This window comes from Desulfosporosinus sp. FKB (assembly GCF_002196705.1).
GTDB lineage: Bacteria > Bacillota > Desulfitobacteriia > Desulfitobacteriales > Desulfitobacteriaceae > Desulfosporosinus.
Genome location: NZ_NADJ01000040.1, coordinates 82,926 through 104,980, shown reverse-complemented (window position 1 = coordinate 104,980; position 22,055 = coordinate 82,926). Strand labels below are relative to the sequence as shown.

General features: G+C 46.6%; 20 protein-coding genes and 1 riboswitch. All 20 genes read left to right on the top strand.

Annotated elements, in window-relative coordinates; genetic code table 11:
* Positions 1 to 128 precede the first annotated feature (128 nt).
* A riboswitch (glycine riboswitch) is annotated at positions 129 to 239 on the top strand.
* Positions 240 to 443: 204 nt separating this feature from the next.
* A complete protein-coding gene (gene gcvT / locus B5Y67_RS21965; RefSeq protein ID WP_088228529.1) occupies positions 444 to 1,538 on the top strand; it encodes a glycine cleavage system aminomethyltransferase GcvT in 1,095 nt (364 codons plus the stop codon).
* A 37-nt stretch (positions 1,539 to 1,575) separates the two neighbouring features.
* Complete coding sequence (gene gcvH, locus B5Y67_RS21960) at positions 1,576 to 1,962, top strand: glycine cleavage system protein GcvH (protein ID WP_088228528.1); 387 nt, start codon at positions 1,576 to 1,578, stop codon at positions 1,960 to 1,962.
* A gap of 1 nt (position 1,963) precedes the next feature.
* A complete protein-coding gene (gcvPA, locus tag B5Y67_RS21955) occupies positions 1,964 to 3,304 on the top strand; it encodes an aminomethyl-transferring glycine dehydrogenase subunit GcvPA (protein ID WP_088228527.1) in 1,341 nt (446 codons plus the stop codon).
* A complete protein-coding gene (gcvPB, locus tag B5Y67_RS21950) occupies positions 3,301 to 4,761 on the top strand; it encodes an aminomethyl-transferring glycine dehydrogenase subunit GcvPB (protein WP_088228526.1) in 1,461 nt (486 codons plus the stop codon). The genes gcvPA and gcvPB overlap by 4 nt, the downstream gene beginning before the upstream one ends.
* Before the next feature lie 95 nt (positions 4,762 to 4,856).
* Positions 4,857 to 5,738, top strand: coding sequence for a radical SAM protein (locus B5Y67_RS21945; RefSeq protein WP_088229042.1), 882 nt, complete (start codon positions 4,857 to 4,859; stop codon positions 5,736 to 5,738).
* Entirely contained in the window at positions 5,735 to 6,706 is a 972-nt protein-coding gene (locus B5Y67_RS21940; RefSeq protein ID WP_088228525.1) for a radical SAM protein, read from the top strand. Before B5Y67_RS21945 ends, B5Y67_RS21940 begins: the two co-directional genes overlap by 4 nt.
* A 4-nt stretch (positions 6,707 to 6,710) precedes the next feature.
* Positions 6,711 to 7,523, top strand: a complete 813-nt coding sequence (locus B5Y67_RS21935) for a lipoate--protein ligase family protein (protein ID WP_088228524.1) — start codon at positions 6,711 to 6,713, stop codon at positions 7,521 to 7,523.
* Between the two features lie 167 nt (positions 7,524 to 7,690).
* Positions 7,691 to 8,269: a phosphate propanoyltransferase gene (locus B5Y67_RS21930; RefSeq protein ID WP_088228523.1), complete on the top strand. Its 579-nt coding sequence runs from the start codon at positions 7,691 to 7,693 to the stop codon at positions 8,267 to 8,269.
* Positions 8,270 to 8,632: 363 nt separating this feature from the next.
* Positions 8,633 to 9,307, top strand: coding sequence for a TraR/DksA C4-type zinc finger protein (locus B5Y67_RS21925; protein WP_088228522.1), 675 nt, complete (start codon positions 8,633 to 8,635; stop codon positions 9,305 to 9,307).
* Between the two features lie 80 nt (positions 9,308 to 9,387).
* A complete protein-coding gene (gene lspA / locus B5Y67_RS21920; RefSeq protein WP_088228521.1) occupies positions 9,388 to 9,873 on the top strand; it encodes a signal peptidase II in 486 nt (161 codons plus the stop codon).
* Positions 9,874 to 10,189: 316 nt separating this feature from the next.
* A complete protein-coding gene (locus B5Y67_RS21915) occupies positions 10,190 to 11,224 on the top strand; it encodes an RluA family pseudouridine synthase (protein ID WP_088228520.1) in 1,035 nt (344 codons plus the stop codon).
* Between the two features lie 165 nt (positions 11,225 to 11,389).
* The gene (gene pyrR, locus B5Y67_RS21910; protein ID WP_088229041.1) at positions 11,390 to 11,935 is read left to right on the top strand and encodes a bifunctional pyr operon transcriptional regulator/uracil phosphoribosyltransferase PyrR; all 546 of its coding nucleotides are present in this window, start codon (positions 11,390 to 11,392) and stop codon (positions 11,933 to 11,935) included.
* A gap of 218 nt (positions 11,936 to 12,153) precedes the next feature.
* Entirely contained in the window at positions 12,154 to 13,089 is a 936-nt protein-coding gene (locus B5Y67_RS21905; RefSeq protein ID WP_088228519.1) for an aspartate carbamoyltransferase catalytic subunit, read from the top strand.
* Entirely contained in the window at positions 13,076 to 14,386 is a 1,311-nt protein-coding gene (locus B5Y67_RS21900; RefSeq protein ID WP_088228518.1) for a dihydroorotase, read from the top strand. Before B5Y67_RS21905 ends, B5Y67_RS21900 begins: the two co-directional genes overlap by 14 nt.
* Before the next feature lie 76 nt (positions 14,387 to 14,462).
* Positions 14,463 to 15,602, top strand: a complete 1,140-nt coding sequence (gene carA, locus B5Y67_RS21895) for a glutamine-hydrolyzing carbamoyl-phosphate synthase small subunit (RefSeq protein WP_088228517.1) — start codon at positions 14,463 to 14,465, stop codon at positions 15,600 to 15,602.
* Entirely contained in the window at positions 15,602 to 18,775 is a 3,174-nt protein-coding gene (carB, locus tag B5Y67_RS21890) for a carbamoyl-phosphate synthase large subunit (RefSeq protein WP_088228516.1), read from the top strand. Before carA ends, carB begins: the two co-directional genes overlap by 1 nt.
* A 51-nt stretch (positions 18,776 to 18,826) precedes the next feature.
* Positions 18,827 to 19,675 carry a dihydroorotate dehydrogenase electron transfer subunit gene (locus B5Y67_RS21885; RefSeq protein WP_088228515.1) on the top strand — a complete coding sequence of 283 codons (849 nt, stop codon included), beginning with the start codon at positions 18,827 to 18,829 and terminating at the stop codon, positions 19,673 to 19,675.
* Entirely contained in the window at positions 19,662 to 20,582 is a 921-nt protein-coding gene (locus B5Y67_RS21880; protein WP_088228514.1) for a dihydroorotate dehydrogenase, read from the top strand. The genes B5Y67_RS21885 and B5Y67_RS21880 overlap by 14 nt, the downstream gene beginning before the upstream one ends.
* A 51-nt stretch (positions 20,583 to 20,633) precedes the next feature.
* Entirely contained in the window at positions 20,634 to 21,344 is a 711-nt protein-coding gene (gene pyrF, locus B5Y67_RS21875) for an orotidine-5'-phosphate decarboxylase (protein WP_242976083.1), read from the top strand.
* 84 nt (positions 21,345 to 21,428) lie between these two features.
* A complete protein-coding gene (pyrE, locus tag B5Y67_RS21870; protein WP_088229039.1) occupies positions 21,429 to 22,022 on the top strand; it encodes an orotate phosphoribosyltransferase in 594 nt (197 codons plus the stop codon).
* Positions 22,023 to 22,055: the final 33 nt, after the last annotated feature.

The following is a 22,055-nucleotide window of genomic DNA, read 5'->3' as shown; positions in this document are numbered from 1 at the left end:
TCTTTGGAAAAATGGTAATTGTCGAATTAGGTAATTAAATATTGAAAAAAATCAGTCAAACTTTTAAAAAGGGTATAGACGAAATGGAAAAAAAGGCATAGTATATTGTATAACGTAATAGTCACCGAATGATACTAGCAGGAGAGATCTGGGAGAAGTTCCAGACGCCGAAGGAGAAAATCTCTTGAAGTCGCTTTTCAAGGGAGGAAACTCTCAGGCAAAGGTACTGCTAGTAGACGGTACTCTGGAGAGTTTCTCTTCAAAGGGAACACCAAAGGGGAAGCCGGAGACGGCGAATCTCTCAGGTTAAAGGACAGAGAAGATGCGAAAGGCATCTTTTTCTGTCCTTTTTTGTATCTAAGGCGGCTAGCAAATTTTTTACGATGGGAGAGGTTAAGTTTCAGTTTTCAGTGAAAACTATACAGAATTGAGGAGGTGCCAAAATGGCAGAACTGAAGCGAACTCCACTTTATGAAGAACATAAAGCAGCCAAGGCAAAACTTATTGATTTTGGCGGCTGGGAAATGCCGGTTCAGTATTCCGGAGTGATCGAAGAACATCAGGCAGTACGAAAAAACGCAGGTCTTTTTGATGTCTCCCATATGGGTGAAATTGATGTTCGAGGAAAGGATGCTCTGGCTTTTGTGCAAAGGATAATTACAAATGATGCCAGTAAGCTGGAAAACGGAAAAATCCTTTACTCTCCCATGTGCTATCCGAATGGCGGAATCGTAGATGATTTATTGGTTTATCAGCATACACCGGAGCATTTTTTGCTTGTTGTCAATGCATCCAATACAGCAAAAGATTTTGCCTGGATGCTTGAGCAAGTTCAAAATTTTCAAGTCACCGCAGAGAATATCTCGGACCAATATGCCCAGCTTGCTTTGCAAGGGCCGCAAGCGGAAAAAATCCTCCAAGGACTGACCAATGTTGATTTGTCGACCTTAACGTATTATACGTTTCGCTATGGGGAAGTTGATGATATTAGGTGTCTGATTTCTCGCACAGGATATACGGGAGAAGATGGTTTTGAGATATATGTATCTCCTCAGTCTGCCCAACAATTGTGGCGCAGGATTTTGGAAGTCGGTTCAGCAAAAGGGATACAACCCATTGGCCTAGGTGCTCGAGATACCTTAAGATTTGAAGCCCGCTTACCCCTATACGGCAATGAATTAGGAGAGAGCATTACTCCTTTAGAAGCCGGACTAGGTATCTTTGTCAAACTGGATAAGACGGATTTTATTGGCAGGGATGCACTGCTGAAGCAAAAGGAGCAAGGCGTACCACGCAAGCTTGTTGGTCTGGAAATGATCGGACGGGGAATTGCCCGCTCTCATTATCTATTGCAAAAGAACGGGGAAGAGATCGGATTTGTTACTTCGGGATCCTACTCCCCGACTCTTGATAAAAATATCGCTTTGGGTCTTATGCGAGCGGATTTAGCAGTATTAGGTGAAACCTTGGATGTGATGATTCGCGGAAAGGCTGTTCAAGCAAAGATTATTCCCAGTTTGTTTTATAAACGGGGCTAGCGGATAAAATAACTAAAATATTGAGGAGGATGATACCATGAATCCAGTAGAATTAAAGTATAACAAAGAACACGAATATGCGAAGATAGCAGGGAATATAGTAACTTTTGGAATTACTGATCACGCTCAGGAAAGTCTGGGAGACGTTGTTTTCGTTGAACTGCCTGAAGTGGGAGCTGCGGTAACTGCAGGAGAATCCTATGGGACTGTTGAATCGGTGAAGGCAGTTTCAGATATCACGGCTTCGGTAAGCGGTAAGGTCGTTGAAGTAAATACTTTAGTGATCGATTCGCCGGAATTGTTAAATAGTGACCCCTATGGAGACGGCTGGCTGATAAAAGTTGAGGCAGAGGATTTGTCCCCTCTGGATACCTTAATGACTGCTGCTGAGTATGAGGAGTTTGTGGCTGAGGAGGAACATTAGAATGAACTTCGTGCCAAATACGGACAGCCAAAAAGAGCGGCTCTTAGCCCGTATTGGGGTTGAGTCCGTCGAAGACCTTTTTGCAGATGTTCCCCAAGAAGTTCGCTTAAAACGGCCTCTCCATATTCGCGGAGGAATGTCAGAACAAGAATTAGTCAAACATGTTAAAGGATTAGCCGCTAAAAATAAGACCGTTGAAGAGTATAGTTCCTTCTTGGGAGCGGGTGCTTATGAACATTATATCCCGAGTTTTGTGGATCAATTATTGCTTCGCTCTGAATTCTATACTGCTTATACGCCCTATCAGCCGGAAATTTCTCAAGGGACGCTTCAAGCGATCTATGAATATCAGACGTTGGTTTGTGAGTTAACGGGAATGGATGTTGCAAATGCTTCAATGTATGATGGCGCTTCCGCCTTAGCTGAGGCCGCACTCATGACCTGCGATGCCACAAAGAGAAACAAAATCTTAGTTATGGAAACAGTACATCCGGAATATCGTGGCGTTCTAAAAACATATTTGCCGCCGCGAGGTGTAGAACTGATCGAAATTCCGTCCAAGGGTGGAGCCACAGACTTTGAAGCCTTAGAAACTAAGCTTCAGGAAGGCATAGCAGGCGTTTTGGTGCAGACTCCAAACTTTTTCGGCAATATAGAAGAAGCAGAACAAATTACCCTCGCTGCTCATGGAAAAGGGGCACTTGCTGTGATGGCAGTTAATCCCGTGTCTTTAGGTCTGCTGAAGACTCCGGGAGAATGCGGGGCAGATATTGTTGTCGGAGAAGGTCAGGCCTTTGGAAATCCGCTTAATTTTGGCGGTCCATATTTAGGCTTCTTGGCGTGCCGGGACAAGTATGTGCGGAGAATGCCGGGAAGGATTGTAGGAGCAACAACAGATAAAAACGGGCGAAAAGGTTACGTTCTGACATTGCAAGCCCGCGAACAGCATATTCGAAGGGAAAAAGCTACTTCCAATATTTGTTCCAATGAAGCCCTTTGTGCCTTAGCTTTTACCATGCATTTGAGCGCTTTGGGAAAAAAAGGAGTTTCAGAATTAGCCAATCTGAATTTCCAAAATGCTCATTATACCGCTCGGGAGATCGTCAAGCTTTCAGGGATGAGTTTAGCCTTTCAACGGCCTTTCTTCCACGAATTTGTAGTAAAGACAGCAATGGAACCCTCGAAAATCAATGAGGCTCTTCTCAAAGATCAAATCATTGGCGGATTGGATTTAGCGCGATTCTACCCAGAACTTGATCATCATCTTCTCTTCTGTGTGACCGAGACTAAATGTAAAGCTGACATTGATCGGCTTGTGGCCAGATTGGGGGAAATCCAATGAAAGCATTAGAACCGCTAATTTTTGAACTCAGCGCTGGTGGCAGAAATGCAGTCAGTTTACCAAAATGTGACGTTCCGGAAATCCCCGTCGAGACAATGATCCCCGAGCATATGCTTACCCGTCAGGAACCGCAGCTTCCCGAACTGTCCGAGGTTGATGTTGTGCGGCATTTTACCCGGCTTTCAACCTTTAATCATGGAGTAGATACTGGATTTTATCCCCTGGGATCTTGTACAATGAAGTATAACCCCAAAGTGAATGAAACTTTGGCTCGTCTCTCTGGGTTTTCGGCCCTCCATCCTTATCAGCCGGAGGTCTTGACTCAAGGGGCTTTGCAGCTCATGGCCGAGCTTCAGGAAGATCTTTGTGAGCTGGCGGGAATGGATGGATTTACTCTCCAGCCTGCAGCCGGCGCTCATGGAGAGATGACGGGGATGTTAATTGTTAAAGCCTATCATGAACATAGGCAGGATCGGAAACGTACGAAGGTCATCGTTCCCGATTCAGCTCATGGAACCAATCCTGCGACGGCTGCTATGGTCGGTTATGATATCATTCAGGTGCCTTCTACTGAGCGTGGCGGCGTAGATCTGGAGGCTCTAAGAAAAGTTGCCAACGATGAGGTCGCTGCTCTAATGTTGACAAACCCCAATACCGTTGGCCTGTTTGACGAAAATATTCTGGAAATCACCAAGATCGTTCACGATGTCGGCGGCTTATTGTACTATGACGGTGCCAATACCAATGCCATCATGGGTATTGCTCGTCCCGGAGATATGGGGTTTGACGTTGTTCATCTTAATCTGCATAAGACCTTTTCGACGCCCCACGGGGGAGGTGGTCCAGGTGCCGGTCCCGTCGGCGTAAAGGAATTTTTGCTGCCCTTCCTGCCCAAGCCTATTGTGGTTAGAAGAAATGACGGTACCTTTGGCTTAGAGGACAATCTGCCCCTTTCAATTGGCCGGGTACGTTCATTTTACGCCAATTTCTCGGTACTTGTTAAGGCTTACACTTATATTCGAGCCTTGGGAGGAGAGGGGCTCAGGGCCGCGTCAGAAAACGCGGTGCTTAATGCCAACTATTTAATGCAAGTGCTCAAAGATCATTATTACCTGCCCTTCGACCGTACTTGTAAGCATGAATTTGTAATTACACCGAAGACCTTGAAATCGACGGGAGTTCACACCTTGGATATTGCCAAACGCTTATTGGATTATGGTTATCACCCGCCCACGATTTATTTTCCGCTGATCGTTGAAGAGGCAATGATGATTGAACCTACCGAAACGGAAAGCGCAGAAACTCTCGATGAATTTGCCCGGGTCCTCATTAAGATTGCTGAGGAAGCCCGTGAAGATGCGGATTTGGTTAAGAACGCCCCCCATACTACTTTAGTGACTCGTTTAGATGAGGTGGCAGCGGTGCGGAAACCGGATTTGCGGTATCGGAAGAAGTAACATTTTGTCAGGGAACTAGGGTGTTTTTAATATGCCGCTCTTTGGGGCGGCTTTTTTCCACACCCATGAGTTTTAAGTTAAGTGAGGATGAAGAGATGGAGCAAGATGATGGCTTGAGCCTGATTCAACAGGCATGGATGGTGCGACGGGCGAATTTTAACGATGAGATCTTCTTTGACTTTCCCACTCAGACAGAGAGCATCACTCTTACGGGTCATTCCTGTGCTCTAAATTGCGCTCATTGCGGCGGACACTACCTGAAGGGGATGTCTAGTGTTGAGGAGATTCAAATTCGTGGGGCTCTTAATCAGTGTTATCCATTTCGCAGTGCACTTATCAGCGGAGGGTGTACACGGGAGGGGAAGGTCCCTTTCCCGGAACATTTGGAATTTCTGCGCGGGCTTAAAAGAAATGTTCGTTTAAATTTTCACGTGGGATTATTAAGCAATGAGGAAGTTCCATTGCTAAAAGATTTAGCCGATGTCATCTCCTTTGACTTTGTAGCCGATCGGGAAACGATACGTGAAGTATATGGCTTGGAGTTTGGCCCGGAGGATTACCGTCGGGTTTTTCTTGCTTTGCAGGACGTATTGCCGGTGATGCCCCATGTAACTCTAGGTTTGAAAGGTGGAGAGTGGCAGGGGGAAGAGGTGGCTTTGGAAGTGCTTTCTGAACTGGATATCCGGGGCTTGATTTTTAATGTGTTTATTCCGACGCCAGGAACACGCTATGCCGATAGGCGGCCGCTGCCGGTGGAGGAGGTTATTGATTTTTTGGCTAAGGCAAGGATCCGTTTCTCCAAGATACCTTTAGTCTTGGGATGCATGCGTCCCAAGGGAAAATACCGACAGGTTCTGGATGAAGCCGCCATTGATTTAGGTCTGAATCGTTTGGTTATGCCGACTCCGGGAGCTCGGCGAAGAGCAGAAGAATTGGGTCTTAAGGTTATACGCGGTGAGGAGTGTTGTGCATTATGATACGATGTTCTCTGGGTACAGCTAAAGTCTTGGGCTTAAAAAGGGTTAGGGTTGATGTTTTGCCTACAACCGCCTATCTGATGGTCGGAGAACGCTGCCGCTTTAATTGTGCCTTCTGTGCACAAGCCCGCGAGAGTGGTGCTCGGGCAGATCTTCTGTCGAGGGTTAGCTGGCCGGATTATGCCAATGAGGTGTTCCTCCAAGGATTAAGGGCCACCAAGGCTAATATTGGGCTGCAGCGAATTTGCTTTCAAGTGGTTCAGGATAAAGCGGCTCTAGAAGAAACTAAGGATTGGGTTAAAGCTGTTCAATCAGAAACTGGACTGCCAATCTGCGTGTCGGCAGGTCCCCGAAGTCTCGAGGAGGTTAAGGAACTTTTGGATCTCGGTGTTGACCATGTAAGCATAGCTTTAGATGCCGCAACTCCTGAGATCTATGCCCGCAGTAAAGACGGGTCATGGCAGGAACGAAGGGATCTGCTTTTTAGATCTGCTCAGATGTTTCCTGGTCATATAGCAACTCATTTGATCGTCGGTTTAGGGGAGAGTGAAGAGGAAATGATCCATTGCCTGCAAACTCTCTACGATCACGGTGTTACCACAGCACTCTTTGCTTTTACCCCTGTACGGGGGACGCGAATGGAAGGAGTCGCTCAACCTGAGTTGTCTCATTATCGTCGGATACAGGTTGCCCACGATCTCCTCCGAAATCAATTAGAGAGGAAGGACAATTTTACATTTGAACAGGGAAAGTTGATCAGCTATGGTATTTCTATTGACGTGCTGAAAGAAAAAAGGGGAGGAATACCCTTTCAAACTTCGGGTTGCACAGGCTGCAATCGTCCCTATTATAACGAAACACCCGGTGAAGAGCTCTATAATTATCCGAGGCCCCTGACTCAAGATGAAGCGGTAAGGGCTTGGGATCAAGTTCGGAAAGGTTTAGAGAAATCAACGGAAAGTGAGTGATCCTATGGATTTTTGGCGTTACCTGCCTTATGCTGCAGCCTCGGGAGCTGAAAATATGGCTATTGATGAGGCATTATTACTGACGATGGTTCAAGCTTCTGATCCTCAACCCGTTCTGCGCTTTTATGGCTGGGACCCGGCAGCTTTATCCCTTGGTTATGCTCAAAGCTATGAGCGAGAGGTTGATGAAAGGGCCTGTCAGGCCGAAGGAATTGACATTGTGCGCAGACCGACGGGGGGGCGGGCGGTTTTGCACCAATATGAGCTGACCTATAGTGTCATAGCCACGGAAAAGGACCCTAACGTTTCAGGGACTGTAACGGAATCCTATCTAAAGATCAGCAAAGCCTTATTATCAGGATTTCAAGCCCTGGGAATTCCGGCAGAGATGTCCGTTGGCGGGGTTGCCAAAGAAACAACTACTGCGGCCTGTTTTGATGCTCCTTCTTGGTATGAGCTTGTTGTCAACGGCCGAAAATTGGTGGGGAGCGCTCAGATGCGGAAAGAGGGGATGCTTTTGCAGCATGGGTCCATCCTACTCCATTTTGATGCCGATCTTCTCTTTCGGCTTCTGAAATTCCCCGATGAAGAGCTGAGGGAGCGTTTGTTGAAACGATTTAAACGGAAAGCGTGTGCTTTGGATGAAATTTGGCCCCAGCCCATTGGACGAGAGGATTTGGAACGGGAGATTTGCTGCGGGTTTTCCAGAGTTATGAAAATTGATCTGCTTCAAAGTCAATTAACAGATACTGAAAGACTTTTGATGCAAAAAATTCGTCCCAAATATCGATCTGATGAGTGGAATAAGAAACGCTAAGCTAGGAAATTATTAACATAAATTTAAACTGGGATTTACGCTTGGATTTGTGTCGTTTTATGCTGAAATGGAGTATACTATTATTTAATGAAATTTTTACACCCGGAATTTGTTTCGGGCAGATGTTATCATTTCATTCGCAGTAACTATGGAGGGTGATAAATCTAATGGCTAGTTTTATGGTTCCGGTAGGTATCTCCAACAAACATATTCATTTGTCCCAGGCGCATATTGAAGAGCTCTTTGGCGCCGGTCATACTTTGACGAGAACAAAGGATTTAAGTCAGCCGGGTCAGTTTGCCTGTGAAGAAACGGTGACGCTTATTGGTCCCAAAGGTTCCATGCCGGGAATACGCGTTTTAGGACCGGCAAGAAAGGCGTCTCAAGTAGAATTGGCAGCCACGGATACCTTTAAGTTAGGAGTTAAACCTCCCGTTCGGGACTCCGGAAAGCTTGAAGGGACGCCAGGACTCGATGTTGAAGGTCCTAAGGGAAAAGTTCATCTCGATGAAGGGGCTATTATTGCAGCTCGCCATATTCATATGACACCTGAAGATGCTCAAAAATATTCCTTAAAGGATGGAGACCATGTCCGGGTTGTGGTTCCAGGTGTACGAGGCGGAATTTTCGATCAAGTTCTTATCCGTGTCAGCCCGAATTATTCCTTAGATATGCACATTGATACAGATGAAGGTAATGCTTTCAGTCTCGCCAATGGCATGCAGTTAGAGGTTCTTTTGGATTAGGTTTTTGAAATTCTTTATATTCTGTGGTAAATGGTGAACTTCGCGTCACAATTATGTGGCGCGGAGTTCTTTTTTGTACTATCAGAAAGTATAACTTTCGGTTGTATACTGCAAGAAGAGTTAATACGTGCGAAGACAGTGTCTTCGAGTGCCAGCTAAGTTTTCTTTATGTTATTTAGTTTTTTTGGGTAAATAGTCAGCGCGTGGGAACACTAAGATTATTGAAACGAGATCAAAAATTCAGGTGTTTGCTTGGAGATAATTGAAATAATTAGAATGTGATCAAAATGATTATTTTTGTAATTGCGAAACAGCTTATCTTTTAATCCTTAATAATTATGTACATTAGAAAGGGGCAGTGAGATGAATAATAGTTCTCGTTATAGAAAATTAATGGATACGCTGCGCGCTGAAAAGCAAAGCTTAATGGAGACAGCAACAGAACTTATTAATGGGGATATGAGGGAGTCCTTAGGTGAACTGTCACTAGCGGACAACCATCCAGCTGACGTAGCGACGGAGGTATATCAGCGTTCCCAGGATGTTGCCTATCATGATCGGTCTGTACATAGGATTGAAGCTATTGATGCTGCTTTAGAGCGTCTTGAGAAAGGGACTTATGGAGTCTGTGAACGCTGTGGTCAAGAGATCCCCTATGAACGGCTTGAACTTGTGCCCTATACGACGGTATGTACTCAATGTAGTCGTGAGGAAGAGAAAGAGGAGCAGCATTCTTTGCATCGTGAACCTGTCGAAGATGAAATTCTAAACCGTCCCTTTTCCCGAACGTTTAATGACGGGACGGCTCGAGTCGAATTTGACGGTGAAGATGCCTGGCAGGCTGTAGCACGTTATGGAACATCTGATTCACTTCAGGATTTAGGGACAAATAGAGATATATCAGATCCCAATGATTTGTATGAGGATTCTGATGAGGTTATTGGAGCAAGCGAATTTATAGAAACCATTGAGACAGGCCGAGAACAGGAAGGGCGAGGGAATACAATCCACTACAGTGAGAAACACGGGCGCACTTAGATGAATTGCCGGCGATAAGGAATAATTTGCTCTCCTTAAAACCCTGTGTTAAGATGAAAAAGAACAGGGGGGTTAAAGGATTGTTGGTCTGGTTTGCAATGATTGGCGTATGGATCGTTGATCGCCTCTTAAAAGTGTTGATTCAGAAGAATTTTATGCCGGGCGAATCGCTGATAGTCATTCCCAAGGTATTTCACATTACCTATGTCCTTAATCCAGGAGCCGCCTTCGGCTTGATGGCTGGACGCACCTGGATTTTTGTTGTTACAGCTCTGGTGGTTGTCGGCGGGGTAATTTATGGTCAATTTCGAATTCCCAAAAAAGAAGTGCTTCTGCGATTGGCTATTGGTATGATTGGCGGAGGGGCGCTTGGTAACTTATATGACCGGCTTGTGATTGGCCGTGTTGTCGATTATATCGACGTGCAAATTTGGCCCTATGTTTTTAATTTTGCTGATAGTATGATCGTTGTTGGCGTTGGGCTCCTTATGCTTAAGTTATATTGGGACGAAAAAGATCACAAAACCCTTGACCAGGATCTCAAGCCCAGCAGTACTGAGGAATAATTATAAGGTAATTGTTAAGTGAACTTGTTATGGGAACCGCTCCCATTTATCGAGTTTTTCTATAAGTGGGGGTGGGTCCTTCGTTAACTTCAGGTGGGGTAGAGTCCTCCTTCGCCGCTAAGTATTCCTATTGGGAAAGGCGGCTCGGCAATAATGTCCACTGGACATTATTGTGTCTGAAGCCCCGATGTTCAGCTTAAGCTGAACGAGTTCACTGAAGTGGGGGTCTTACGATTGGCTAAAGATTATAGGCGAATTTAGTCATGAAGAGTGGCTATTCATGAGTGAACGCAGATGATAGAATTTTAAATTTGGGATGGTTAGGATTGGCGTGGAAGTAGAAAAAGTTATTGGCTCAGAACAGGTTGATGCAGACTTCAACGAAGAAATTAACGAGATTGAGTTGGGAGCAGAAGAAAGTTCTGACGAAATTGAGAACTTGGGGTTTGAGCTTTCGGAAGGTATAAGACTTGATGTTGGGGTTACTAAAGTCTTAGGAAAAAGCAGGTCTTTTGTTCAAGATCTTATTGCCAGGGAATACGTTAAAGTTAATGGACAGATTAAAAAAGGAAATTATAAAGTCCACAAGGGTGACAGAATTGAAGCGTCAATTCCAAAACCTCGTCCGGCCACGGCAGAACCAGAGGATATTCCTTTAGATATCCTTTATGAGGACGAGGATGTCTTAGTCGTCAACAAGCCGCAGGGTATGGTAGTCCATCCGGCGCCCGGTGCTTGGACAGGCACTCTCGTTAACGCTTTGTTATGCCACTGCCGTAATCTCTCAGGAATTAACGGGGTTTTAAGGCCTGGGATCGTACACCGAATTGATAAGGATACTTCAGGAATTTTAGTAGTGGCTAAAAATGATGATGCTCACCAAAACTTAGCTGCCCAACTTAAAGTACACAGTATGGAACGAATCTATTTGGCCCTGGTTCATGGTGTGATCCATGAACCTTCAGGTACTGTTGATGCGCCCATCGGACGTGACCCGTCGGATCGCAAGCGCATGGCTGTTGTTATGAATCATTCTAAAACTGCTGTCACTCATTACAAAGTTCTGGAACGTTATCCGGATATGACTTTCATAGAAGCGCACCTGGAAACCGGCAGGACTCATCAGATCCGTGTGCACATGAATTATCTTAAGCATCCCGTTTTAGGGGATCCTGTTTACGGACCTGCGAAAAACAGGTTCGGGATAAATGGCCAACTTCTCCATGCGGCACATTTAGGGTTTAAACATCCACGGAGCGGGGAATGGATGAGGTTTGACGTTCCGGTTCCTGAAGTGTTCTCTAACCTCCTCAAGTGTTTGCAGGAAGGATTGACATTTTGGCCAACCTAAAGTAAACTTAATGACAGTTGAATGGCCTTTAAATGAAGTCCTGTGAGGCTTGGGAAGGCAGACGGAAGTAAGCTAAGGACTGTCTGCCTGGGGGAGACGGTCCTGTTTGTTTTGTCACTCTGATCTGTGTTCTAAAGTTACTCCAGAAGGAAGGAGATGGATACTTTGGAGGGAACGGTTAAAAGCAAAATATTGGATGCTGATGGAATTCGGCGGGCGGTTATCAGGATTGCCCATGAAATTGTGGAGAAAAATAAAGGAACTGATAAACTGATTTTAGTTGGGATTCGACGTCGGGGCGTACCTTTAGCAGAGCGTATCCAAAAGTATATCCTGGAATTTGAAGGAGTACAGTTACCCCTGGGGATTTTGGACATAACACTTTATCGGGATGATTTGAGTACGATTGATGTTCAGCCGGTTGTCCATGAAACGGATGTCCCGGTTAGTGTTGAAGGGAAAACGGTAATACTGATTGACGATGTTTTGTATACCGGACGTACTGCCCGTGCAGCTTTAGATGCCACCATGGATTTAGGCCGGCCGGAGCGGATTCAGCTTGCTGTATTAGTTGATCGTGGACATCGGGAACTTCCCATTCGCGCAGATTATGTCGGCAAAAACTTGCCTACTTCTCGCCGGGAAATCGTCGCGGTTCAATTACAGGAAGTTGATGAAGCAGAAGAGGTACTTCTCCTGGAACGGGTTTAATTGCAAGTTAACAAGTGAATAACCAACGAAATGTGACCTAACCCTTTAAATTCCATCCAGAGAGATGGGCAAGGGGCGAGTAGGATTTTTGGCTATGCCTATTTTAGTCCTCTCCCTTCTTGGGAGAGGACTTTTGATTTTCAGTCTCAATCTGGTTTTGGATAAAAGTTGCAGCGAAGGGGATACCAAAAAGTGACAGCATTATTAGGAGGGTTACGATGAAATTGCAGCGTAAAGACGTTCTTGGGTTAGAAGAGATGGATGTGGAAGAAATTCGTCAGATCTTGCAGACAGCAAAAGTGATGAAGGGGATTTTGATGCGGCCCATAAAAAAGCTGCCTACACTTAAAGGAAAATCCGTTGTCAATCTTTTTTATGAGGCCAGTACAAGGACAAGAACGTCCTTCGAAATGGCGGCTAAAGTCTTAGGTGCGGATACGACAAGCATCGCTGTGGCTCAAAGCAGTGTGAGCAAAGGAGAAAGTTTGTACGATACTGCCAAAACTATTCAGGCTATGCGCGCTGATTTAGTCATTCTCAGACATTCAAGTTCAGGTTCGGCAAGCTTTTTGGCGGATATTCTTGATGCAGGGGTTATTAATGCGGGAGATGGTCAACATGAACATCCGACCCAAGCCTTGCTGGATATATTTACGATGGAGGAAAAGCTGGGAGACCTGGAAGGAAAAAATGTGGTTATTGTTGGGGACGTTTTACATTCCCGTGTGGCCAGGAGCAACGCCTGGGGCCTTAGAAAACTTGGAGTCAATGTTACCTTGGTGGGTCCTCCGACTTTGGCACCGGCGGAGATGGGAGGCTTGGGGGTTAAACTGACTCATGATTTGGACAGCGTTTTACCGGGCGCCGATGTGGTGATGGCCCTGCGTTTACAATTGGAACGTCAAAAAAGCGGACTATTTCCCAGCCTGCGGGAATACAGTCATCTTTATGGTTTAACGACTGAGCGCTTAAAGAAGACCGGCAAACAAAGCGTGGTTATGCATCCCGGTCCGATGAACCGCGGTGTGGAAATTTCCGATGAGGTGGCAGACAGTGCTCAGGCCTTAATTGAGCGTCAGGTGACAAACGGTGTGGCAATTCGTATGGCCTTAATCTATCTCTTGATTGGAGGGTCCGCTAATGTTGTGGCTTAAAGATGTTTGGGTTGTTGATCCTAGTCAAAAACTATCGAGTCCGCAGAGCGTTCTTGTTAAAGAAGGAAAAATCCTGGCAATTTCTTCGTCCATGAGTGATGAAGAGGTTCAATTCAAAGCACAGGGCGAAGCTATAGAGACTATTAACGGTCAGGGCAAGTTTCTTTTCCCAGGCTTAATCGATGTCCATACTCATTTGCGTGAACCTGGGCAGGAAGACAAAGAGGATATCTTAAGCGGTTCTCGCGCTGCCGTGCGCGGAGGGTTCACGACGATTTTAGCTATGGCCAATACCCAACCAGTTATTGATAAGCGGGCCCTGGCGGAGTTTGTACGTCTTCAAGGTGAACGAGCCGGATATGCCCATGTTCTGCCCATTGGAACTGTAACTAAAGGGATGCAAGGCGAAGAACTTGTTGAGATGGCGGATATGAAAGAAGGCGGAGTTGTTGCCTTTTCGGATGACGGAAAAAATATTCAAAATTCGGAAGTCATGAGACTGGCCTTAGAATACGTTAAATTAACGGGACTGCCGATCATTAGCCATTGTGAAGACAAATATTTAGCCGGAGACGGACTTATGCGCAGAGGAACAGCCTCGGGACGCATGGGACTCAAAGGAATTCCGGCCAGTGCCGAAAGTGTCATTGTTGCCCGAGACTTGATTTTAACAGAAGAAACAGGCGGAAAACTTCATTTAGCCCATATTTCCACAGCGGAAAGCGTGGAGTTGATTCGAAGGGCGAAAGCACGAGGCGTGAATGTCACTGCGGAAGTTAATCCTCACCATCTTATATTCTGTGACGAAGATATTCATCTTACAGATACTGCTCTTAAGGTAAATCCGCCGCTGGCTTCCCAAGAAGATCGGGCTGCCCTTATTGAAGGGCTTCAAGACGGAACTATCGATATGATTGCGACAGACCATGCCCCGCATACCCAGGCGGAAAAAGCTCGTCCTTTTGCCGAAGCTCCCTTTGGTATTGCCAGCTTGGAAACGGCTCTTAGTGCTGTTTATCAGTATCTGGTGCTCACAGGGAAACTTTCCTGGGAGCGGGTAATTGAGGCCTGGAGTCATTCTCCGGCTAAGCGCTTCGGGTTAAAGGGAGGAACGCTCAAACCGGGAACTTCGGCGGATATGGTCCTTTTTGATCCGGGCTATAAAGAAGTTATCGAGCCGAGCAATTTAGTATCCAAAGCCAGGAATACACCGTTTTTGGGAAAAACCCTGCAAGGCTTTCCAGTGATGGTCTGGGTGGAGGGCCGGTTAGTCCAAAGAAACCGCATGCTTCTTTAATTGATGGAGAAACATTGCTTAGTACTATTTAATTTAAGGCCTAAAATGTTATGAGAGTTGAGAGGGAGTGTCGCAGGTGGCTTATCTCGTTTTTATGGATGGGACAACCTTCGAGGGGGAAACGTTTGGAGCGTGGGAGAAATGTTCTTCCTCATTGGCAGCAAGGGAAGTAGTCTTTAATACGTCCATGAGTGGATATCAGGAGATGATTACGGATTTATCCTATGCCGGGCAGATTCTGGTACTCACTCAGCCACAAATCGGAAATTATGGCTGGCATCATGAAGAAAATGAAGCGGACAAAACTCGTCTGCAAGGGCTTATTGTGCGTGAGCTTTCCCAAGGTGAGGGAAGTCTGCATGCTGAGGGGTCTTTGGAAGACTATTGCCAGCAGCATGATGTTCGAGGACTAAAAGGTGTTGATACGAGAGCACTGACGCGCTATCTGAGGGAATTTGGCACCTTGCCGGGAGTATTAACAGAGACAAGGGAAGCGGGGGTTGATTTTTGGCAGAAGCAGAAAAACGGCATCGAGATACAGAGAAGCTGCCAATTAAGCCATAGTTGCAGTTCAAGTGAACATTGGGTTTATCGCTCAACAGTTAAGGAAGTTTATGAAATTCCGGGGTCAGGTCCTTTGATAGCTTTGCTTGACTTCGGAGCCAAACGAAATATTCTTCGTTCTCTGCAGCAGAGAGGCTATCGAATTATGGTTTTCCCGGCAGGATCAACAGCTGAGGAAGTCTTAAGGCAGCGTCCAAGGGGGATGGTCTTAAGCAATGGCCCCGGAGATCCCAGCGAGTTGCCTGAAGTAGTTGCTGTGGTCCGTCAATTGTATGATAAGCTGCCTGTTTTAGGTATCTGTTTAGGGCATCAGCTTCTCGCTCTGGCGGCTGGCGGTGAGACCTATAAGCTGCCTTATGGGCATCGTGGAGGGAATCATCCGGTCCTTGATTTGCGAACAGGTAAAGCAACGATGACCTCACAAAATCACGGTTATGCAGTCAGGGAAGATTCTTTAAAAGGATCCGGTTTTGAAGTGGCCATGCGTAATCTTAATGACGGAACGGTAGAAGGGATGGAGCATACAACATATCCGGTAATATCCGTCCAGTTTCACCCGGAAGGAGCTCCCGGTCCAGAAGAAAATAGTGAGATTTTTAATCGCTTTACTAAAATGGTGGACGAAAATAGCCTGAGGAAGGGGAGAAGGTAATGCCCAAGCAAGAGTGGAGAAAAGTTTTGGTTATTGGTTCAGGCCCCATTGTAATTGGGCAGGCGGCTGAGTTTGATTACGCCGGAACTCAGGCATGTCGGGCAATACGTGAAGAGGGAATTGAAGTTATTTTGGTCAATTCTAATCCGGCGACCATTATGACTGATCGCGAGACGGCAGATCGGATTTACATTGAACCTTTGACCGTAGAATCCGTAGAGCGGATTATCGAACGGGAGAGACCTGACGGTTTAATCCCGACCATGGGCGGACAGACGGGCCTTAACTTAGCTTATCAACTGGCTAAAGGCGGAGTGTTGGAACGTTGTGGTGTCACGCTGATGGGGACTTCTTTGCAGAGCATTGATCAAGCCGAAGATCGTGAAAGTTTTCGGGAGTTAATGCAGCGCTTAGGCGAACCTATCCCAGAGAGCAAAATCGTAGAAAACATCGAGGATGCTCTGAAGTTTGCCGGGGAAACGGGTTATCCGTTGATTGTGCGCCCTGCTTTCACTCTGGGGGGTACAGGAGGCGGAATCGTTGAGAGTGATGAGGAACTGGAACAGATTGCCAGAAGTGGCCTGCAAGCAAGTCTTATTGGCCAGATACTCGTCGAACGCAGCGTCGCGGGTTGGAAGGAAATTGAGTTTGAGGTTTTGCGGGACGGTATTGGCAACTGTATTACCATCTGCCATATGGAGAACATGGATCCAGTGGGAATACATACTGGCGACAGCATCGTTGTTGCGCCCTGTCAAACATTAACCGATCGGGAGGTTCAGATGCTGCGCAGTGCTTCGCGCAGGATTGTCAATGGCTTGGGGATTGAGGGGGGCTGCAATGTTCAGTTTGCTCTCCATCCGTCAACGATGGAATATGTTGTTATTGAGGTTAATCCTCGACTCAGCCGTTCCAGCGCTCTTGCTTCTAAAGCTACAGGCTACCCTATCGCTAAGGTTGCAGCGAAAATCGCTTTGGGGTACGCTTTGACTGAACTGAAAAATGCCGTAACGGGTAAAACCTCTGCCTGTTTCGAACCGGCACTGGATTATGTTGTTGTTAAAATTCCGCGTTGGCCCTTTGATAAATTTACAGATGCGGACCGCAAGTTAGGCACGCAGATGAAAGCTACCGGAGAAGTTATGGGCATTGGCAGGAATTTAGAAACGGCCTTGCTGAAAGCTATTCGCTCGCTGGATATTAAAGTCTCCGGAGTTCTTTTGCAGGAACTGGAGAACTTAAGGAATGAAGAACTTAAAACTGCCTGTCAGCAGCCGGATGATCGTCAATTGTTTGTTCTGGCCGAAGGAATAAGACGAGGATGGCCCATCGAGGAACTTGCTGATCTTACAGGCTGGAATGCCTACTTCCTCATGATCATTAAACGTTTGGCAGACTTTGGCGAAGTTTTAAAAATGTTCCCTTGGGATGCAGAGAAATTAATAAAAGGCAAACGATTGGGCTTTTCTGATTCTGAAATCGCAGAGTTTTGGCATTGCACAGAAGATGAAATCTATTATTTTAGACGTAAGAACGGAATTTTACCTGTATTTAAAATGGTTGACACTTGTGCCGGAGAGTTTGAAGCGACGACTCCTTATTTTTACTCCAGCTATGATGTTGAAGATGAGGGAGAAGTCCATAGGAAGCCTAAGGTGGTCGTCCTGGGGTCGGGCCCGATCCGGATTGGTCAAGGGATCGAATTCGATTATTGTTCTGTGCATGCCGTCTTGGCCTTGAGGCGGAGAGGGTATGAGAGTATTATTATCAATAATAATCCCGAAACTGTCTCTACAGACTTTGATACTGCTGACCGGCTCTATTTTGAACCTTTGACGCTGGAGGATGTTTCGGCGATTCTCGATAAAGAACAACCCGAGGGTGTTATCGTCCAGTTTGGCGGGCAGACGGCCATTGGTTTAGCCAGCGGCTTAGAGAGGCGGGGCTACCGTATTTTAGGCACCAGTGTGGAAAATATTGACCGGGCAGAAGAGAGAGGTACTTTTGATCGTGTCTTGCAGGAATTAGGGGCTAAGCGCCCGCGGGGCGGCGGAGCAACAACTATGGAACAGGTTTGGCAAGTGGCAGAACGGATAGGTTTCCCCTTAGTCGTTCGTCCTTCATACGTTCTTGGCGGACGGGCTATGGAAATTGTCTATGAAGAGAAAGAGTTGGAGTTTGTCGTCAGGCGTGCTTTCAGTGCTTCTTCCGATCAAGAAATCTGGATGGATCAATATCTCCTCGGCAAGGAAGTGGAGGTTGACGCAATTTCCGATGCGAAGAACGTCTTTATTCCCGGCATTATGGAGCATTTGGAGCGGGCAGGAGTCCATTCAGGAGATTCAATTGCCGTATATCCCCCCCAATCCTTGGAAGAGACGATGCACAATAAAATTATTGCTTTGACAGAATCCTTAGCGCGTTCGTTAAACATCAAAGGCCTTTTAAATATTCAATATGTCATTTATCAGAAGGAACTATTTGTTCTGGAGGTCAACCCGAGATCCAGCAGAACGGTGCCTTTTTTGAGCAAAGTAACAGGGGTACCTATCGTGGATTGGGGAACCCAGGTTATCTTAGGCAGGGGTTGGGAGGACATTGGAATACCCCATGGTATTTGGCCGCTGGAGAATCGAGTTGCTGTCAAGGCACCGGTCTTCTCCTTTTCCAAGCTGCAAAAGGTTGAACCTTCTTTAGGACCGGAAATGAAATCCACCGGAGAAGTGATGGGGATGGACAGAACTTATGAAAAGGCACTGTATAAGGCGCTCTTAAGTGCGGGGCTTTCCTTTACCCCCTACGGGACAGTACTTGTCACTCTGGCGGATAGAGATAAAGCTGAAGGAGTCGATCTCGTCCGCCGTTTTGTGGAACTTGGGTTTCGTATCTTAGCTACAGAAGGAACGGCTCGCTACTTAAAGAATAAGGGAATAAGAGTTGATCCGATTGCTAAGATTCATGACGGTTCCGATGAAATTATTGAGGGGATCCGGAAACAAAAAATTCAATATGTCGTAAATTCTACGACTCATGGCCGGGTTCAGGAAAGCGATGGCTTTGCAATCCGGAGAGCGGCCGTAGAGTACGGGATTCCTTGTTTTACGAGTTTGGATACGGCGGCAGCCCTGCTTCATGTCTTAGAAAGTATTTCTCCCAGTCTCCTGCCGCTGTAAGCAAGGCCCCCGCTTCAGTTCACTAAATTCTTTCAGAAAGGAGAGGATTCCATGCTTGCTCAAGGACTTGTCGTTAGTCATGAACAAATGGGCAGCTCTAATCAAAAGCTCAGGCGGCTGGTTCTCCAAGGGCCTGTTGCCCAAACTGCCAAGGCAGGACAATTCGTAACGGTTCAGGTTCAGGATTCCGCGCGGACTTCTTTTGATCCTTTGTTGAGACGCCCCATTAGTATTGCTGAAATTTCTCAGGAGCGTGATGAGATCACGCTCTTTTACCGGATCAAGGGCAGGGGAACGGAAATTCTGGCTCAGGCCCGCTGCGGGGATAGTCTCAGTATCATGGGCCCTTTAGGAAATGGTTTCTCACTGCCTGAAGAGGGAGAACTTTGGTTAGTTGCCGGAGGGATTGGCATTTTTCCGTTGTTTGCTTTAGTCCAAAGCGCCCTAAGTCAAGGGCTGAAAGTACGGCTGTTTTGGGGAGGAGAAAGTAAGGCCTTTTTGGAAAGCGCCGGATTGACATCGTGGAAAGAATTAGGGATTGAACTAAGTCTCAGCACTTTGGATGGGAGTCTGGGCGAAAAGGGTTTAGTGACGGAACTTGTTCAAAGCGCGCTGTCGCAAAACAAACCGACAGAATCGAAACCAGAAGCCAAGGAAGTCAAAGTAAGTGTGGCCGCTTGCGGTCCCAAAGGAATGATGCAAAGCGTTACTGAACTCTGCCAAAGGTTCAATGTTCCCATAGAAGTTTCTTTGGAGGAACGAATGGGCTGTGCTGTGGGAGCATGTCTGGGATGTGTATGTACTTTAAAAGATAAGGCTGGACGTCAAATTCATAAGAAAGTTTGTTTAGATGGGCCAGTTTTCAGGGGTGAGGAGGTTGTGTGGAATGAAACCTGTTGATCTGACGACTCAGCTTGGCGGAATTACCCTCCGAAATCCCGTAATTACGTCTTCGGGAACCTATGGCTTTGGTGAGGAGTATCTGGCTTACTGTCCTCTAGAAGCGTTGGGAGGGATAACCTTAAAGGGAATTACTCCGCTTCCTCGCTTGGGCAATCCTGTGCCGCGTCTCGCAGAAACTCCGGCGGGGCTGTTAAATGCTGTTGGGCTGGAAAATCCGGGACTGGAAGAATTTCTAAAATCTTATCTGCCCAAACTAAACAAGGTCCCTACGGCGGTAATCGCTAATATATCGGGGTTTTCCCTGGATGATTATGCCTGTATGGCTCGGGCTTTAAAAAAGGGGTCGGGAATAACGGCCCTGGAAGTTAATATATCTTGTCCCAATGTGAAACATGGCGGGATGCACTTTGGTACTGATCCCAGGAGTGCACAGGAAGTTATTGCTGCCGTCAGAGCTGAAACGGACTTGCCTATTATCGCCAAGCTTTCTCCTAATGTTACGGATATTGTGGAGATGGCCCGAGCAGTTCAGCGCGGGGGAGCCGATGTGCTTTCTCTGATTAATACACTCTTAGGCATGACTATCGACTTGAATTCCCAACGCCCAGTTTTGGCGAATACCTTTGGAGGGCTTTCCGGACCTGCAGTTCGGCCTGTAGCTGTGAGGATGGTTTGGCAAGTGGCTGAGGCAGTGGATTTACCCATCATCGGGATGGGAGGGATTACTTCCTGGCAGGATGCGGTGGAATTTCTCTTAGCCGGCGCAACGGCTGTCAGTATCGGCACAGGGAATTTCTATAACCCGCAGGCTCCTTTGGACGTGGTTGAAGGCATCCGAAATTACTGTGAACAGAGAGGGTATTCTTCAGTACAGGAATTAGTAGGCTTAGCCCATCGGGGTTAGATTTTCAAATCCTAATTGGACGCGATCGAGAGAAAAAAGGGAGGGCTATGAGTGGATAGCAACTTAAATAAGAGAATTATGGTCGCCTTGGATGTCAAAGGGCGGGAAGAAGCTCTTGTCTTAGCAAATGCTCTTCAAGGCAGCGGCTGTTGGCTAAAAGTCGGCATGGAACTTTATGCCTATACCGGCCCGGCAATGATTCGTGAACTAAGGGCACTGGGATTCCCAATTTTTTTGGATCTGAAATTGCATGATATTCCAACGACTGTTGAACGGGCTATGCGAGGATTTGTGCAAGCAGGGGTAGATATGATCAATGTCCATTGCAGTGGAGGCTATGAGATGATGGCTCGGGCAGCTGCGGCGGTTCATGACGAAGGAGATATGTTGGAAGTAGTGCCCAAAGTTATAGGAGTGACCGTTCTGACCAGTATGTCGGAACACCAATTCCGTGAAGAGCTAGGAGTAGAGCGTAAACTGGAAGATCATGTTGTGATGCTGGCTAAGCTTGCTGAAAAGGCGGGCCTGGATGGGGTTGTCGCTTCTGCTCAGGAAGCCAAGGAAATTCGCAGGAATACTGCGTCGGAATTTTTGATCGTTACACCGGGGATTCGACCGGCTTGGAGTGAAGCGGATGATCAAATGAGGGTTTTAACTCCACACGAAGCCTTAGCCGCGGGCAGCTCTTATCTTGTGGTTGGCAGGCCGATTACGCGTGCCAAGGATCCCAGACAAGCTTTAGAGAGATTATGGCTAAGATAAGACACAGATAAGCAAAGCACAGATAAGATAAGTAAAGTAAAGCAAAGAAACGAAAAAGGAGCGAAAGCAATGACGGAAAATCAGATGCAGAAGGAAAGTAAGACACTTAAAACTGAAGAATATCTTGACTTATTCAGAAAAAGCAATGCCTTGTTAGAGGGGCATTTCCTCTTAACGTCCGGAAAACACAGCGGGCAGTATATGCAATGTGCGCAAGTCCTGCAGTATCCCGACCGAGCGGCAGTTTTAGCAGAAGGCTTAGCCGATTTCTTTCGGGATTTCAAAATTCAAACCGTAATAGGACCTGCTATGGGGGGGATCCTGGTTGCCCATGAAGTCGCCAAGGCTCTCGGCGTACGTGCCTTGTTCACAGAACGGGAAAATGGGATCATGCGGCTGCGCAGAGGGTTTATGCTTTCACCTGGGGAACGGGTTCTGGTAGTGGAAGATGTTGTGACGACAGGCGGATCTGTACGTGAAGTCATTGCGGTGGTTCAAGAGATGGGAGCTGTTCCCGTGGGAGTTGGGGTTTTGGTTGATCGCAGCGGTGGGACAGTGGATTTCGGTTTGCCCCAGAGTTCTGTTCTTCAACTTAAAATTGAGTCCTATGCTGCTGAGGAGTGTCCTCTTTGTGTCCAAGGGCTCCCCGCTATAAAGCCAGGAAGCCGAAAACTCTAAGGTAAACTTTTCTAGGAAGCATTTGGCTTAAGG

What these genes read in the sequence shown, in the direction of transcription:
- gcvT (WP_088228529.1), top strand. Translation starts at nt 444, where the DNA reads ATGGCAGAACTGAAGCGAACTCCACTTTATGAAGAACATAAAGCAGCC.
- gcvH (WP_088228528.1), top strand. Translation starts at nt 1,576, where the DNA reads ATGAATCCAGTAGAATTAAAGTATAACAAAGAACACGAATATGCGAAG.
- gcvPA (WP_088228527.1), top strand. Translation starts at nt 1,964, where the DNA reads ATGAACTTCGTGCCAAATACGGACAGCCAAAAAGAGCGGCTCTTAGCC.
- gcvPB (WP_088228526.1), top strand. Translation starts at nt 3,301, where the DNA reads ATGAAAGCATTAGAACCGCTAATTTTTGAACTCAGCGCTGGTGGCAGA.
- B5Y67_RS21945 (WP_088229042.1), top strand. Translation starts at nt 4,857, where the DNA reads ATGGAGCAAGATGATGGCTTGAGCCTGATTCAACAGGCATGGATGGTG.
- B5Y67_RS21940 (WP_088228525.1), top strand. Translation starts at nt 5,735, where the DNA reads ATGATACGATGTTCTCTGGGTACAGCTAAAGTCTTGGGCTTAAAAAGG.
- B5Y67_RS21935 (WP_088228524.1), top strand. Translation starts at nt 6,711, where the DNA reads ATGGATTTTTGGCGTTACCTGCCTTATGCTGCAGCCTCGGGAGCTGAA.
- B5Y67_RS21930 (WP_088228523.1), top strand. Translation starts at nt 7,691, where the DNA reads ATGGCTAGTTTTATGGTTCCGGTAGGTATCTCCAACAAACATATTCAT.
- B5Y67_RS21925 (WP_088228522.1), top strand. Translation starts at nt 8,633, where the DNA reads ATGAATAATAGTTCTCGTTATAGAAAATTAATGGATACGCTGCGCGCT.
- B5Y67_RS21915 (WP_088228520.1), top strand. Translation starts at nt 10,190, where the DNA reads ATGGTTAGGATTGGCGTGGAAGTAGAAAAAGTTATTGGCTCAGAACAG.
- B5Y67_RS21905 (WP_088228519.1), top strand. Translation starts at nt 12,154, where the DNA reads ATGAAATTGCAGCGTAAAGACGTTCTTGGGTTAGAAGAGATGGATGTG.
- B5Y67_RS21900 (WP_088228518.1), top strand. Translation starts at nt 13,076, where the DNA reads ATGTTGTGGCTTAAAGATGTTTGGGTTGTTGATCCTAGTCAAAAACTA.
- carB (WP_088228516.1), top strand. Translation starts at nt 15,602, where the DNA reads ATGCCCAAGCAAGAGTGGAGAAAAGTTTTGGTTATTGGTTCAGGCCCC.
- B5Y67_RS21885 (WP_088228515.1), top strand. Translation starts at nt 18,827, where the DNA reads ATGCTTGCTCAAGGACTTGTCGTTAGTCATGAACAAATGGGCAGCTCT.
- B5Y67_RS21880 (WP_088228514.1), top strand. Translation starts at nt 19,662, where the DNA reads ATGAAACCTGTTGATCTGACGACTCAGCTTGGCGGAATTACCCTCCGA.
- pyrE (WP_088229039.1), top strand. Translation starts at nt 21,429, where the DNA reads ATGCAGAAGGAAAGTAAGACACTTAAAACTGAAGAATATCTTGACTTA.